The organism is Chitinophaga terrae (ex Kim and Jung 2007) (assembly GCF_900107795.1).
Lineage (GTDB): Bacteria > Bacteroidota > Bacteroidia > Chitinophagales > Chitinophagaceae > Chitinophaga > Chitinophaga terrae.
Genome location: NZ_FNRL01000002.1, coordinates 231,072 through 245,285, shown reverse-complemented (window position 1 = coordinate 245,285; position 14,214 = coordinate 231,072). Strand labels below are relative to the sequence as shown.

Annotated in this window: 14 protein-coding genes; 10 read left to right on the top strand and 4 right to left on the bottom strand. The window is 46.3% G+C overall.

Going from position 1 to position 14,214, the window contains the following annotated elements; all coding sequences use genetic code 11:
* The first annotated feature begins 94 nt into the window (after nucleotides 1–94).
* The gene (locus BLV62_RS03135) at nucleotides 95–1,645 is read left to right on the top strand and encodes an SUMF1/EgtB/PvdO family nonheme iron enzyme (protein WP_089758610.1); all 1,551 of its coding nucleotides are present in this window, start codon (nucleotides 95–97) and stop codon (nucleotides 1,643–1,645) included.
* A 221-nt stretch (nucleotides 1,646–1,866) separates the two neighbouring features.
* On the opposite strand, the gene bcp is transcribed toward BLV62_RS03135, so the two are convergent.
* Together bcp and BLV62_RS03125 are read right to left on the bottom strand one after the other, a co-directional pair.
* A complete protein-coding gene (gene bcp / locus BLV62_RS03130; protein ID WP_089758608.1) occupies nucleotides 1,867–2,328 on the bottom strand; it encodes a thioredoxin-dependent thiol peroxidase in 462 nt (153 codons plus the stop codon).
* A 24-nt stretch (nucleotides 2,329–2,352) separates the two neighbouring features.
* Nucleotides 2,353–4,041 carry a M23 family metallopeptidase gene (locus BLV62_RS03125; protein ID WP_089758607.1) on the bottom strand — a complete coding sequence of 563 codons (1,689 nt, stop codon included), beginning with the start codon at nucleotides 4,039–4,041 and terminating at the stop codon, nucleotides 2,353–2,355.
* A gap of 297 nt (nucleotides 4,042–4,338) precedes the next feature.
* Here BLV62_RS03125 and gldA point away from each other — a divergent pair, with 297 nt between their 5' ends.
* The 9 genes from gldA (at nucleotide 4,339) to BLV62_RS03080 (ending at nucleotide 11,598) form a co-directional block, all read left to right on the top strand.
* Nucleotides 4,339–5,253 carry a gliding motility-associated ABC transporter ATP-binding subunit GldA gene (gldA, locus tag BLV62_RS03120; RefSeq protein ID WP_089758604.1) on the top strand — a complete coding sequence of 305 codons (915 nt, stop codon included), beginning with the start codon at nucleotides 4,339–4,341 and terminating at the stop codon, nucleotides 5,251–5,253.
* Nucleotides 5,254–5,319: 66 nt separating this feature from the next.
* Nucleotides 5,320–6,606, top strand: coding sequence for a phosphopyruvate hydratase (gene eno / locus BLV62_RS03115; RefSeq protein WP_089758602.1), 1,287 nt, complete (start codon nucleotides 5,320–5,322; stop codon nucleotides 6,604–6,606).
* Between the two features lie 77 nt (nucleotides 6,607–6,683).
* Nucleotides 6,684–7,001 carry an FtsB family cell division protein gene (locus tag BLV62_RS03110; RefSeq protein WP_089758600.1) on the top strand — a complete coding sequence of 106 codons (318 nt, stop codon included), beginning with the start codon at nucleotides 6,684–6,686 and terminating at the stop codon, nucleotides 6,999–7,001.
* A gap of 100 nt (nucleotides 7,002–7,101) precedes the next feature.
* Nucleotides 7,102–7,317 carry a hypothetical protein gene (locus BLV62_RS03105; protein ID WP_089758598.1) on the top strand — a complete coding sequence of 72 codons (216 nt, stop codon included), beginning with the start codon at nucleotides 7,102–7,104 and terminating at the stop codon, nucleotides 7,315–7,317.
* A gap of 12 nt (nucleotides 7,318–7,329) precedes the next feature.
* Nucleotides 7,330–7,977, top strand: coding sequence for an endonuclease III (nth, locus tag BLV62_RS03100; RefSeq protein ID WP_089758596.1), 648 nt, complete (start codon nucleotides 7,330–7,332; stop codon nucleotides 7,975–7,977).
* Between the two features lie 9 nt (nucleotides 7,978–7,986).
* Nucleotides 7,987–8,706, top strand: coding sequence for a YqjF family protein (locus BLV62_RS03095; protein WP_089758594.1), 720 nt, complete (start codon nucleotides 7,987–7,989; stop codon nucleotides 8,704–8,706).
* A 109-nt stretch (nucleotides 8,707–8,815) separates the two neighbouring features.
* Nucleotides 8,816–10,012: a nucleoside permease gene (locus tag BLV62_RS03090; protein WP_089758592.1), complete on the top strand. Its 1,197-nt coding sequence runs from the start codon at nucleotides 8,816–8,818 to the stop codon at nucleotides 10,010–10,012.
* A gap of 53 nt (nucleotides 10,013–10,065) precedes the next feature.
* Nucleotides 10,066–11,256 (top strand): Gfo/Idh/MocA family protein, encoded by a 1,191-nt coding sequence (locus BLV62_RS03085; protein ID WP_089758591.1) that lies wholly within the window; start codon nucleotides 10,066–10,068, stop codon nucleotides 11,254–11,256.
* Nucleotides 11,257–11,319: 63 nt separating this feature from the next.
* On the top strand, nucleotides 11,320–11,598 hold the full coding sequence (locus tag BLV62_RS03080) for a hypothetical protein (protein ID WP_089758589.1): 279 nt from the start codon (nucleotides 11,320–11,322) through the stop codon (nucleotides 11,596–11,598).
* Here BLV62_RS03080 and BLV62_RS03075 read toward each other — a convergent pair.
* Both BLV62_RS03075 and BLV62_RS03070 read right to left on the bottom strand, forming a co-directional pair.
* Complete coding sequence (locus BLV62_RS03075; RefSeq protein WP_089758587.1) at nucleotides 11,591–12,184, bottom strand: DUF6134 family protein; 594 nt, start codon at nucleotides 12,182–12,184, stop codon at nucleotides 11,591–11,593. The genes BLV62_RS03080 and BLV62_RS03075 overlap by 8 nt on opposite strands.
* 138 nt (nucleotides 12,185–12,322) lie before the next feature.
* Nucleotides 12,323–14,173: a 2-oxoacid:acceptor oxidoreductase subunit alpha gene (locus tag BLV62_RS03070; RefSeq protein ID WP_089758585.1), complete on the bottom strand. Its 1,851-nt coding sequence runs from the start codon at nucleotides 14,171–14,173 to the stop codon at nucleotides 12,323–12,325.
* Nucleotides 14,174–14,214: the final 41 nt, after the last annotated feature.

Here is a 14,214-nt window from a genome sequence, read left to right as displayed (position 1 = left end):
ATGGCAGCAAATTACAAATTAATTTTTTTCGCCATAAAATAAAAAAGAGTACATTTGCGTTTACTGTAAATATACTCGACTAAAGCTGTATCGCATGCGTAGATTAACCTCTTTATCATTGCTCGTAGGTACCAGCGTAATGCTATCCATGAGTGCCTGTCATAAAGACGGCGGGGGACTTTTCGGTAAGAAGAAGCAGACTTCTTCCGCTACCGGCTGGAACTATAACGACCAGAAAATGGGTGGTTTCAGCGTAGCAAAGAACAAGGATCAACAAACTGGTCCGGGCCTTGTATTTGTGCAAGGCGGTACGTTTGCCATGGGAGCAACAGAACAGGATGTAATGGGCGACTGGAATAACATTCCACGCCGTATCACTGTTTCCTCTTTCTACATCGATGAATCTGAAGTAGCTAACGTTCATTACCGTGAATACCTGTACTGGCTTAACCGTGTATACGGTGAGTCATTCCCTGATGTATACCGCAATGCTTTGCCCGATACCCTGGTATGGCGTAGTGAACTGGCTTACAACGAACCGCTTGTAGAATATTATTTCCGTCACCCGGCCTATAACGACTACCCGGTAGTAGGCGTAACCTGGAAACAGGCAACCGATTACTGTAAATGGCGTTCCAACCGTGTGAACGAGAAACTGTTGATGGATAAAGGCTTGCTTTCCAAAGCTGATGTCAACAACCAGTCAGACGATAATACTTTCGACACCAAATCATACATGGCCGGCCTTTACGAAGGCACTCCCGGTAAAATGTCTAAAGATGCAAAGAACCAGTTCAAAAATGCAGACGGTACTCCGCGTAACGCTGCTTTTGAAGATGGGGTAATGCTTCCTAACTACAGGCTCCCGACAGAAGCTGAATGGGAATATGCCGCACTGGGTTATATTGGTCAGAACCCTGGTCCTTCCAAGAAAGAAGGCAAACACGGGGAAGAGTTGATCATGAACAAACAGGTTTATTCCTGGGGAACCAATACCAGCGGCTTGCGTGATATTCGTCGCGGCAATATGCAGGGTCAGTTCCTGGCTAACTTCAAACGCGGATCAGGTGATAACATGGGTGTGGCCGGAGGCTTGAACGACCGTGCATCTATCCCTGGGCCTACCCGCTCTTTCTATCCTAATACTTTCGGTATCTATAATATGTCTGGTAACGTATCAGAATGGGTACTTGACGTTTACAGGCCATTGAACCCGATCGATGGTGAAGACTTCAACTACTTCCGTGGTAACAAATTCCAGACTGTTTACCAGAACGAGAACAAGGAGTTTGAAAAAGACAGCCTTGGTCACCTGAAAATGAGAGATGTTACAGATGAAGAAAGCGCCAACCGCCTGAACTACCAGAAGGGTGATGTGATCAATTACCTGGATGGCGACTCTTTATCACAGGTTGAATACGGTTACGGCGTTACTACCCTGATCAACGATAAATCCCATGTGATCAAGGGCGGTAGCTGGAACGACCGCGCTTACTGGCTCTCACCAGGTACCCGCCGCTTCATGCAGGAAGATATGGCTACCAACACCGTAGGTTTCCGTTGCGCTATGGACCGCGTAGGCAGCCCTGAAGGTAACAAATTCAAGACCGGTAACCTTTTCCGCAAACAACGCCAGAAACGGTAGTTTCACGCAGAGGTTTCACGCAAAGACGCAAAAGAAGCAAAGAAGCATAAGATATTATTTTAAGGAAAATAAGAAAGCAAAGGGAGTGAAGACTGTGTTATTTATAACATATTCTTCACTCCCTTTGCTTCTTAAAATTCGCTTCGGTAAAAGTTCCTTATGCTTCTTTGCTTCTTATGCCCCTTTGCGTGAAACCTTTGCGTGAAACCTTTGCGTGAAACCTATTTCCAGAGTTCCAGGATTTGCTCGGTTTGGTTTTGGGTGTCTGGTTTTTTGATGATGTGAGCGATCTTGCCTTTCTCATCGATCAGGAAAGTGGTTCTGTGAACGCCATCGTATACCCTGCCCATCATTTGCTTCTCGCCGAATACGCCGTATTGGTTCACTATCTTTCTATCTTCATCTGCCAGCAAAGTAAATGGCAGTTCATATTTGGCGATGAATTTCTGATGGCTTTGTTCACTATCTGTACTTACGCCAATTACAACATAACCCAGTTTCAGTAACTGGTCGTAGTTATCCCTGAGGTTACATGCCTGTGCAGTGCAGCCGGGCGTCATATCTTTCGGGTAGAAATAAAGAACCACCCGTTTTCCCTTAAAATCTGTCAGGGAAACAGTTTTACCGTTCTGGTCTTTACCTTTAAAAACCGGCGCTTTATCTCCTTCTTGCAAGTGTGTCATATAAAAACAGTTTAAATCTTTTTATTAACGTTTAAAGGTTAAGCGGTAAGAGCCAACATTGCCGGCAATATCCGTTACTTTCATTACCAGTACATGGCTGCCTGGCCCGCAATGCTCGTCGAATGTATAGGTGAGTACATTTCCTTTCCTGGAGAACATAAGCCACTTGCCGTCCAGTTCCGCCCTGTATTCTTTAATGCCGCTGGCATCGCTCATGGCAAAAGATAATTTCGATGCCTTAGCCAGGTTTGCTCCGGGCTTCACAGCTAACGGGGTAACCTTTGGCGCTACCGTATCAATTTCCAGGTGAAAGTTACCAAAATCCCTGAATGAACCCCTATACCAGCCATTTTCAAGGGTAGTGCCGGAAGCGTTGCTGCCCTGTCCTTCCCTTACCATTACGACTTTTGACTGCAGCCCTTCAGGTATATTCCTGGTAGGTTTCAGCAATACATTGAAGAAGCTGTGAACGGGGATCAGCGCATTATGCAGCTGGTAAACATTGGAAACATATTTTGCGCTTTCTGCTGGCAGTTCCTTGTACCGGAAGCAGATTTCATCATACAGCGCAGCTTCATCCAGGTAAAATTCTACCTGGTTATTCTCAAAAATATTACGGGAATCAGCATACATGGTATTGGCGCATGGAGTAGCCGGCGCTTCAGGCCCGCCTTGCTGTACGCCGAATTTCACAACAGAAGTATTGCCATAGGCGTCTTTAACCTGGAGGGTGATATGATGCACCTGGCCATCTGTCAGATCCACTGACCCATCGCCGTTCAGATCGTTGTAGATGCTCAGCTGGTTGCCGGGTAATGAGAACAACAACTGGTAGTAAGGACCACCGCCTTTCTTGATCTTATAATCGATATGCGCGTTCAGGTAACGCGTTTCATCGTAGCCGATATTATCCAACTGGAAATCGATGTTCGGCTTACCGTTGTCGAGCATCGTTACCTCGTAGATCCCATAGATATTACCTGAGTTCATCCTGTCGATCGCATTGATGCCAAAGCCTACTTTGGCAGCATTGATCTTAATAACGGGGTTCGTGGTAACATATTCCCCGTTCACCTTTTTAACAGGCAGGATGATGGGTTGTTGTTCGTATATACTTCTGTCCCGGTCGTACAGTGCGATGCGGTAAACGTCGGGAGCATGGGTATCTGCAATATTGAAACCGAAGAGCAGCCCGTTGAGGGGTTTTTCCGTTTCGGTGTTGCGGATCTCGAAATGCAGGTGAGGGCCGGCAGATCCGCCGGTGTTGCCGCTATAGGCAACAAAATCGCCTTTCCTTACCGGGAAGGCTCCTGGCGGGATTTTGATATCGGTAGCCCAGCTTTCCGCCTGGTACTGTTGTTTTTTTACGTACTGCTGCAGGGCAGGAAAGAAGCTGTTAAGGTGCGCATAAACGGTCGTATAACCGTTGGGGTGCGTAATGTACAAGACATTCCCGAAGCCGGTGTGGGAAACGCCTATCCGGCTAACATAGCCGTCTGCTGCTGCATGAACAGGCAGGTTCTCTCTTTGCTGGGTTTTTATATCCAGCCCTGAATGGAAGTGATTAGGCCTTAACTCGCCAAAGTTGCCGGCCAGTTCAATCGGAACATTCAACGGATTTCTGAAATAGCCTTGCGGGTAATCCTTTACCGGAATGGATTGCGCTTGTAACAATTGCGGTAATAAGCAAAATAAACCAATGACTCTCTTCATAGTACGGCAAAGGTAGAGAATTACCTATTAAACCGGCATTTCCCGGCGTATAGTCGTTGGCGTACTAAAAAGAATTGTTTATAGTACCTTATCAGCAGTGCGCAGAGGGATTTAAACAGGTGTTGAAAGCAGGCAATAAAATGTTAAAATTTATTGATACAGGGGAAGAAACACCCTGCCGGGCCCCGCAGATCAAGGATCAGGAGAGGTAAAGCAATCCCGGCATTAAACAAAGAAATAACCTGTACAGCAAGGAAATTATAGTACTTTAGTTGCCGCAAAAATGATAAAGCATTAATGTCTATCCAGGTATCAGCATTAAGTAAAGTATATGGAGAGCAGCGGGCAGTAGACGCCATTTCCTTTGAATTGAAAAAGGGAGAGATCACCGGCTTCCTCGGGCCTAACGGTGCAGGGAAATCTACTACCATGAAAATGATAACTGGCTTTCTGCCGCCTACCAGCGGTACTGCAACAGTTTGCGGGTTTGATATCGTTACCCAGTCGCTGGATGTCCGTAAACGGGTGGGTTACCTGCCGGAATCCAATCCCTTGTATTACGATATGTACCTGACAGAATTCCTCCGGTTTATTGCAGGAATCCATCGTATGGGGGCAAATGCGTCAAAACGTATAGATGAAGTGATTAGCCTGACAGGCCTGCAACCTGAAAGGAATAAAAAAATCGGGGCTTTATCCAACGGGTATAAACAAAGGGTAGGCATTGCCCAGGCATTGCTGCACGACCCGGAGGTGCTGATCCTCGACGAACCTACTACAGGATTGGATCCCAATCAGTTAGCAGATATACGCCAGTTAATCAAGACGTTGGGCGCCAGTAAAACGGTGATCCTGTCGACCCATATAATGCAGGAAGTGGAAGCGATCTGCGACCGGGCGATTATCATTAACAAGGGGAAGATCATTGCCGACGACCGGTTATCGGCGCTCCAGCAGCAGGGAACCGCCTCGGGGCATATCCTGGTCCGGTTTGCAGAGCCCGTTACCGCTGAAGAACTGGCGGGCATACCGGGAGTTACGCGGGTAGCGGCCCCCGACGAGCAACATTGGCAGCTATTTTCCAACGAGGTAGACGAGGTTAGAAAAAACCTGTTACAATTTGCTTTGATTAATAACAGGAACATACTTTCTTTGCAGAGCAATTCGCAAAGCCTTGAAACTATATTCCGGGAATTGACGAAACGTGTGTAAGGTTTCCCCGCAAATGGATTACGAGGGGAAAGCTGCATCCATCCATAAATAAATAATTATTCGATTATGAGTACTATTTCATCAATCCATGCCAGGCAAATACTCGACAGCCGCGGTAATCCTACTATTGAAGTTGACGTAACCACTGAAGATGGTCATTTTGGCCGTGCAGCGGTTCCATCCGGTGCATCTACAGGTAAACACGAAGCAGTTGAACTCCGTGACAATGACAAGAGCGTTTACATGGGTAAAGGCGTTTTACAGGCCGTTAAAAATGTTAACGAGATCATTGCTGAAGAATTAATTGGTTGGGAAGTAACAGACCAGGCAGGCATCGATAAATTGCTTATCCAACTGGATGGTACTCCAAATAAAGCTAAACTGGGCGCTAACGCTACCCTGGCTGTAAGCATGGCCGTAGCCAAAGCTGCCGCAGAAGAATGCAACCAGCCCCTGTACCGTTACCTCGGCGGCGTAAATGCATTCACCCTGCCAATTCCCCTGATGAACATCATCAACGGCGGCGTACACGCAGATAACAAGATCGACTTCCAGGAGTTCATGATCGTTCCTGTTGGCGCTCCAACCTTCTCTGAAGGTCTGCGCTGGGGAGTTGAGATCTTCCATCACCTGAAATCTGTATTGAAAAAGAAAGGATACAGCACTAACGTAGGTGACGAAGGCGGTTTTGCCCCTGAGATCCAAAGCAACGAAGAAGCTATCGAAACAGTGATCGAAGCTATCAAAGTTGCCGGTTATGAGCCAGGCAAACAAGTGGCTATCGCTTTAGACGCTGCCAGCAGCGAAATGTTCGATGATGCCGCTAAAACTTATAAATTCTATAAGAGCTCACAGAAAGTTATCAGCAGCGATGAAATGGTAGCTTACTGGACTGAGTGGGTAAATAAATATCCTATCGTTTCCATCGAAGATGGTATGGCGGAAGATGACTGGGATGGCTGGAAAAAACTGACTGAAGCCATCGGCGACCGTTGCCAGCTGGTAGGTGACGACCTGTTCGTAACCAACGTAATCCGTCTGAAAGAAGGTATCGAAAAAGGTATCGGTAACAGCATCCTGATCAAAGTAAACCAGATCGGTACTTTAACCGAAACTATCGACGCGGTTAACATGGCTCACAAAGCTGGTTATACTTCTATCATGAGTCACCGTTCCGGCGAAACCGAAGATACAACCATCGCCGACCTGGCTGTGGCACTGAACTGCGGTCAGATCAAAACCGGTTCTGCTTCACGTACCGATCGTATGGCTAAATACAACCAATTGCTCCGTATCGAAGAAGAACTGGGCGAAGTGGCTGTATATCCAACCAACTCAATCGGCGTTAAATAATCAGATTTTAAGATACAAATACGGGTTTGTGAGGCCGGGATGCTTCCAAACCCGTATTTTTTTTGTAATTTGCTGGTATGTCCAGATTCCAATCCATAAAACTGCCCAAATTCATAAAGAATAAATTCTTTATAGCATTTGCTGCATTTACAATATGGATCTGCTTTTTAGACAAAACTAACCTCATGTACCAGTACCAGTTCTGGTCTGAAGAGTCGAAACTGGAATCTCAAAAAAAATTCTTCATTAAAGAGATCCAGCAAACAAAGGAAGAACAACAGGAATTACTGTCGAGCCCTGAAAAACAGGAGAAATTTGCCAGAGAGAAGTACTATATGAAGAAGGATGATGAAGACCTTTTCATCATTACACCCGCGCCCCCCGCAAACCCGTAGAGACCCGGCCTTGTAAAAAATTATCATAATTTAACAATAGATTCTCCTTTTATATCGTTATAAAAACAGAACCTATTTTTTGGTATTAAAACAAATCTGCATGAGTAATTTTACACTTTCTGTACTTTCAACCCTGTGTCTTGTTACCAAAAATGATATCAAACAACAGGAAGAACTTTCCTTAACCCGGGAAGAACAAGCTAACTTCGAGGACACTAAAACAGCACTGAACACGCTTCGCTTTTCTCCCAGAACTACTACCCTTCAACAGATCTTCGAATACGCAACTAGCCAGGAGAAGGGGGAAGAAAAATAGTATCTTTACGGCATGACTCAAAAAGAGCGTTACGCATTTGTACTCAATTACTTTGAGACACATTCTCCTAATGCCGAAACCGAATTGATTTACGATAATCCCTACCAATTGCTGGTAGCGGTGATCTTATCGGCCCAGTGTACCGACAAACGGGTGAACATGACCACTCCTGCTATCTTTGAAAGATACCCGGATGTTTACGCGTTAAGCAAAGCCACATTCGACGACCTTTTTCCCCTGATACGCAGTATCAGCTATCCCAATAACAAAACAAAGCATCTTATTGGAATGGCCAATATGGTGGTAGAGGAGTTTAACGGCGAAATACCCGCTACAGTGGCCGAACTGGTGAAACTGCCCGGCGTGGGCCGTAAAACGGCTAATGTAATTACTTCGGTGATCCATCATCAACCTAATATGGCTGTAGATACCCATGTTTTCAGGGTAGCTGCAAGAATAGGGCTGACCCATAATGCCAAAACACCTTTACAAACGGAGTTGCAACTCATTAAGAATATACCGAAAGACAAGATCCATATCGCCCATCACTGGCTGATCCTGCATGGCAGGTATATCTGCGTTGCCCGCACTCCCAAGTGTGAAGAGTGCGGCTTACGCCCTGCCTGTAAATACTATGCTAAACTGGTGAAGGCCCAATAAATAAAAAATATGCGCCCGTTCCTGACAGCCAACTGGACCAACCTGCTGCTGTTGAATTTCGAAGCAGATAAGGAAGTATTGAAACCCTATGTTCCCCGCCATACAGAGCTGGACGATTACCAGGGTATCACTTATGTAAGCCTGGTAGGCTTCCTCTTTGAAAATACCAGGGTGAAAGGAATAGCAATGCCCGGCCATCGCAACTTCGAAGAAGTGAACCTCCGTTTCTATGTACGTTATAAAGAAGACGGTAACTGGAAGCGGGGCGTGGTATTCATCAAAGAACTGGTCCCTAAACCGTTGATCACATTTGTGGCCAACACCCTCTATAAGGAGAACTATGCAACCCTGCCAATGGCCCATAATTTCCAGCAGTTACCCGAAGCCAATTTCGAGGTGAGCTATAAATGGAAGCTAAATAATCACTGGAACCATATTTCCGCGGTTGCAGATAAAGCCGCAGTGGCAATTCCTGCCGGTAGTGAAAGCGAGTTTATACTCGAACATTACTGGGGCTATACCCAGCTCGGCCCCGGCATCACCGGCGAATATGAAGTGCAGCATCCCCGCTGGAAAGTTTTCCCGGTAAAGGATTATAATTACCACTGCGATACCTTAAATTTATACGGTGAACAATTTGTACCTGTCCTGAAGCAGGCGCCACGCAGCGTTATGCTGGCAGCAGGGTCTGAAATTGCCGTAATGCCAGGCAGAAAAATAAAAGGTTAACTATTTAAACTCTGAGAGTTTCTTCTATCCATCAATATTTCAATGTAGCAGTTATTAAAATTTATTAATTTAAGCGGTTCATCTTAGTTTCAAAAATATATATCGTCGTATGAAATCAGCTGTAAGGGTACAACTATCGTTTATGATGTTCCTCGAATTCTTCATTTGGGGAGCATGGTTCGTGACTCTGGGAACATTTGTGTTAAAAAACCTGCACGCTTCAGACACCGAAGTAGGTGTAGCTTTCCTGACCCAATCCATCGGTGCGGTGATCGCACCATTCATTGTTGGCATCATTGCCGACCGGTTTGTTTCTGCCCAGATCATCCTGGGTATTATTCACCTGATCGGGGCAGCGCTGCTCTGGGTGATGTCGGGGCAAACGGATTTCGCCACCTTTTACCCGATCCTCCTATGGTACATGGTTTTGTACATGCCTACACTGGCGTTGGTAAATTCCATTTCGTTCAGGCAGATGAAAGATCCAAGTAAGGAATTCTCTTTCATCCGCGTGTTCGGAACAGTTGGATGGATCATTGCCGGTTTGTTGATCGGCTGGTTAAAATGGGAGAAATCCAACACCCTGGAATTGACATTTAAAATGGCGGCTATTGCATCGTTATTGCTGGGTTTATTCAGCTTTACACTGCCTAAAACGCCTCCTGCCAAAAAAGGAACGCAGATCTCAGTACGGGAGATTTTAGGCCTTGATGCTATCCGCATGCTGAAGAACAGGTCTTACCTTCTTTTCTTCCTGGCATCTGTGGCTATCTGTATTCCGCTGGCGTTCTACTACAACTTCACCAATCCGTTCCTGAACGAAATTGGCATGGACGCCGCTGCCGGCAAGCAATCTATGGGGCAAATGTCTGAATTCCTCTTCATGCTTGTAATGCCATTGTTCTTCTCCCGCCTCGGCGTTAAAAAGATGCTGGCTTTAGGTATGCTGGCCTGGGTGATCCGTTATACCTTATTTGCCAACGGAAACGTAGACAGCAACTACTGGATGCTGATAGTAGGTATTCTTTTACATGGTATCTGTTACGACTTCTTCTTCGTTACCGGTCAGATCTATACAGATAAAGTAGCGGGTGAAGAATTCAAAAGCTCAGCCCAGGGCTTTGTAACGCTGGCAACTTATGGTGTGGGTATGTTGATAGGCTTCCTCATTTCAGGGCCTATTGTAAATGCTTACAAAACCAGTGCAACGGCTCACGACTGGCACAGCATCTGGCTGATCCCTGCTGGTATTGCCGCAGTAGTATTAGTACTGTTCATGCTCTTCTTTAAAGATAACAACAAATAATCTCTTCATTTCCAGCCCTGCAGCCACGTTGCAGGGCTTTAAATCAAAGTATTATGGCAAACATAGCAATGCTTGGTTCTGGCTTTATTGCACGTTTCTATGCCGATTCCATCGTTGGACAAAGAAGTCGCGATTCCATAGTAACTGTCTATTCACGTCGTGAAGAAAGTGCGAAAAAATTCGCGGACGATTACAAGGTAGCATTCCAGACAACTGATATGGAAGCTGCAATTGCCCGCCCGGAAGTTGACGTAGTGTGTATTTCGTTACCGAATAACCTGCATGAAGCCGCAGTAAATCTCTGCTGTAAACATAAAAAGGCCGTTATCTGCACCAAACCGCTCGGAAGAAATGCTGAAGAAGCCAAACGTATGTTGGAAGCGGTAGAAAAGGCGGGTATTTTCCATGGTTATTTAGAAGACCTGGTATACACTCCTAAGTTTCTGAAAGCATTGCAAAGCGTGCAGGAAGGCGCTTTAGGCCGCATCCTCTGGGCCAAGTCAAGAGAAACGCATCCTGGTCCGCACAGCGAGTGGTTCTGGGATAAAGAGCAGGCTGGCGGCGGTTGCATCCTCGACCTGGGTTGCCATTGCGTGGAGATCGGACGCAGCTTTATTGGAAAGGATATCAAGCCAATAGAAGTAATGTGCTGGGCAGATACACAAGTAAAACCTATTGATGCCGAAGACCATGCCATTGGTTTGGTGAAGTATGAAAACGGCGCTATCGGCCAGTTTGAAGTAAGCTGGACTTTCCGCGGCGGACTGGATCTGCGGGACGAAGTAATGGGAAGTGAAGGAACTATCTGGCTGAATAACTTCCTGCGTACAGGCTTCGATATGTTTACTACCGGCAAAGGCGCAGACTATGTTGCAGAAAAAGCTGAAAGCAATTCAGGCTGGTTATTCCCCGTGGGCGACGAATTAAACGACCTGGGTTATAACCACATGTTCACAGATATGTTCAACGCTATGGAAAATGGCGGCCAGGCCCGTGAAACATTCTACGATGGCTATGTTGTAAACGCCATCCTGGACGCTGCTTACAAAAGCGCTGCCAGCAAGCAATGGGAGCCTGTGAAACTGGATATCTGGCGCGGACAGGAAGGGTTGTCCAAAGCCAAAACGCTGACCGATTATAACGATCAGTATTACCTGGTGAAAGAAGAAATGACGCACTTCGGCGCGAAGAAACTGATCCTGAAAGATAAATCAACAGGGCAGATAATTGAACAAACTGTTTAAAGCATACCTGGCAGGGCTATTAATAAAAAATAGCCCTGTTTTTTATTACGAAAAATGATAATTATGGAAGAAAAAAGCGAAGAATGGCAGTCGTTCAATGGCACCATAGATATGCTGAAGAAGAATGCGGCAACCGATACCCATCCGCTGAGCGATAAGGACATTATGGAGTTCCTGGATGTTGATGCAGCAACGTATGAACATTACCAGGCTACAGACCAGGCGCCTGAAGAGATCTTCACGCAACTTTATGCCACGTATAGGAAATACCTTCCTGCTATCGTAACAACAATACGGATAACATCGTGTCATTACCCGGATGATGACGATATCTTCAGCTGACTTTCACAAACACCGCCTTTCCAAAAGTGTGGTTCACTTCTACCTGCACCAGTACGCCGTTTTCGTATTTATAGACGTTCTTTCTTCCTTCAGGAAGCGAAAGCTCATACGACCCTCCGCCCAGGGATTTGACCGGCAGGAAGCGCCCTAAGGTTTCAGAAAATACGCGATGTACCTGCTTGGGTTCAGCAAAATACAGATCGGCCACACAGGATACGATCTCCGGTTCTTCCAGGACAGATTTCTCCCCGTTCACCACTATCGTATACTCTTTACCGTTACGCTTCGTTGTGGTTTGCTTATCCTCCCCGCTTTTACCTGAGATACGTGAAGACGTGGCCTGCGTGAGGATGTTGTTGTTGTACTCATTAATGATGTCGCTGTTCACTTTGGATAACATCACCTGAATACGCGTCTTGATAACGATGCTTTTTGAAGGTCCGCTCAGCTTTCTATTAGCTTCTATAGTGCCTACAGGGCGGTTGGCTACCCGTACTTCAAAGGTATTGGTCTGGGCCAACGCGATCTGTAAACTACCTACAGCTACTGCAACAATGGTGAGCAATACTCGAAAATAACTTTTCATACTCATAAACTTAAACTACCGGAAATTGGGGGGAGAGTAGCTGTAATATCTTCCCACATATGGAAAATACAAAAAATCCTGCCACGAGGGCAGGATTTTTTATTGTGTCATATCATTGTTTTTATACCCGGGAACAGCCTAGGCAAGCATTTCTTTGATCTTGGTAACCAGTTCTCCTTTGGTAATAGGCACTCCCATGATCTTATTATAGCCTTTTGCATCGATCAGGTACTGATCCCTGATGATCTTAATAAGCTGTCCGTTGTTGATCTCCGGAATTAACACCTGGTCGTAGCTATGCAGGATTTCGCCAAGGTTCTTAGGGAACGGACGCAGGTGCCTTAAATGCGCATGCGCCACTTCATGACCTTCAGCTATCAGTTCCAGCACTGCGCTTTTGATAGCTCCGTAGGTGGAGCCCCAGCCGAGTACCAGGATCTTACCTTTTTCAGGACCCAGCTCAATTTTTTGCAACGGGATGTGATCAGCGATCTTATCTACTTTCTCCTGGCGGATCTTCACCATCAACTGGTGATTCTCAGGATCATAGCTTACGTTACCGGTGATATTCTGTTTTTCAAGGCCGCCGATACGGTGTTCCAATCCCGGGGTACCAGGAACGGCCCAAGGGCGAACAAGGTTTTCGTCGCGGTGATAAGGCAGGAACTGCTCCTCTCCTTCTTCCAGGCCTTTTTTGAATTTCACCTGGATGGAAGGCAAGTCGGCAGCCTTAGGGAAACGCCATGGTTCTGCACCATTGGCGATATAACCGTCGCTCAGGAAAATAACCGGGGTCATATGCTGAACAGCGATGCGGAAAGCTTCGAAGATGGCTTCGAAACAGTCGGCCGGCGTGGATGCAGAGATCACGGGCATCGGACACTCGCCATTCCTGCCGTAGTATGCCTGTAAAAGATCAGATTGTTCTGTTTTGGTAGGCAAACCGGTAGAAGGGCCTCCACGTTGTATGTCTACAATCAGCAGTGGAATTTCCAACATAACCGCCAGACCCATTGCCTCGCCTTTTAGTGCAACGCCGGGGCCGGAGGTAGTGGTAACGCCCATATGCCCGCCGTAAGAAGCGCCGATGGCGGATGCAATACCTGCAATTTCATCTTCCGCCTGGAAAGTTCGGATTCCGAAGTTCTTCAGTTTACTCAGTTCATGCAGGATATCGGAAGCGGGGGTGATCGGGTAAGTACCGAGGAACAGCGGCAGGTTGGCTTTCTGAGACGCCGCTACCAGGCCGTATGCCAATGCGGTGTTACCGGTAATGCTGCGGTAAGTACCTGGTTCCATGCGGGCTTTCTCTACCCTGAAACGAGTGGAAAACGCTTCCACGGTTTCAGCAAAGTTGTAGCCAGCATGCAATACTTTCAGGTTACTTTCCAATATTTCAGGTTTCTTGCTGAACTTATCACGAAGGAAATTCTCTGTACTTTCCATGTTGCGGTCGTACAGCCAGTAAAGGAAGCCCAGTACAAACATGTTCTTTGCACGGTCTTTCTCTTTCATTCCTAAAGTGGTGTCTTTCAGCGCTTCCCTGGTCATTTTGGTCACATCCATGGTGTGTACCTGGTAAGCTGCCAGGGATCCGTCTTCCAATGGATTCACTCCTTCAGGGTAGTTGGCTAACCTGAGGTTTTTGGCGTCGAAACCATCGGTATTGGCGAGGATGATCCCTCCTTTTTTCAGTCCTTTCAGGTTCGCTTTCAATGCGGCAGCGTTCATGGCTACCAGCACATCGCAGGCATCGCCCGGGGTAAAGATCCTATTTGAAGAAAAATGAAGCTGGAAACCGCTCACACCGGGCAAAGTTCCTATTGGGGCGCGTATTTCGGCAGGGAAATCAGGGAAAGTGCTTAAGTCATTGCCCACTAAAGCCGTATTATTAGAAAACTGGGTACCTGTCAACTGCATTCCGTCTCCACTGTCGCCTGCAAATTTGATCACTACATCCTCCAGTTGTTGAATCGAAGTATTAGGCATCTATTGATCTTTTAATTAATCGTTTTGAAAGTGTAAATTTA

Bases quoted from the DNA above. Each gene is read 5' to 3' on its own strand.
- BLV62_RS03135 (WP_089758610.1), top strand. From the start codon at position 95: ATGCGTAGATTAACCTCTTTATCATTGCTCGTAGGTACCAGCGTAATG.
- bcp (WP_089758608.1), bottom strand. From the start codon at position 2,328: ATGACACACTTGCAAGAAGGAGATAAAGCGCCGGTTTTTAAAGGTAAA.
- BLV62_RS03125 (WP_089758607.1), bottom strand. From the start codon at position 4,041: ATGAAGAGAGTCATTGGTTTATTTTGCTTATTACCGCAATTGTTACAA.
- gldA (WP_089758604.1), top strand. From the start codon at position 4,339: ATGTCTATCCAGGTATCAGCATTAAGTAAAGTATATGGAGAGCAGCGG.
- eno (WP_089758602.1), top strand. From the start codon at position 5,320: ATGAGTACTATTTCATCAATCCATGCCAGGCAAATACTCGACAGCCGC.
- BLV62_RS03110 (WP_089758600.1), top strand. From the start codon at position 6,684: ATGTCCAGATTCCAATCCATAAAACTGCCCAAATTCATAAAGAATAAA.
- BLV62_RS03105 (WP_089758598.1), top strand. From the start codon at position 7,102: ATGAGTAATTTTACACTTTCTGTACTTTCAACCCTGTGTCTTGTTACC.
- nth (WP_089758596.1), top strand. From the start codon at position 7,330: ATGACTCAAAAAGAGCGTTACGCATTTGTACTCAATTACTTTGAGACA.
- BLV62_RS03095 (WP_089758594.1), top strand. From the start codon at position 7,987: ATGCGCCCGTTCCTGACAGCCAACTGGACCAACCTGCTGCTGTTGAAT.
- BLV62_RS03090 (WP_089758592.1), top strand. From the start codon at position 8,816: ATGAAATCAGCTGTAAGGGTACAACTATCGTTTATGATGTTCCTCGAA.
- BLV62_RS03085 (WP_089758591.1), top strand. From the start codon at position 10,066: ATGGCAAACATAGCAATGCTTGGTTCTGGCTTTATTGCACGTTTCTAT.
- BLV62_RS03080 (WP_089758589.1), top strand. From the start codon at position 11,320: ATGGAAGAAAAAAGCGAAGAATGGCAGTCGTTCAATGGCACCATAGAT.
- BLV62_RS03075 (WP_089758587.1), bottom strand. From the start codon at position 12,184: ATGAAAAGTTATTTTCGAGTATTGCTCACCATTGTTGCAGTAGCTGTA.
- BLV62_RS03070 (WP_089758585.1), bottom strand. From the start codon at position 14,173: ATGCCTAATACTTCGATTCAACAACTGGAGGATGTAGTGATCAAATTT.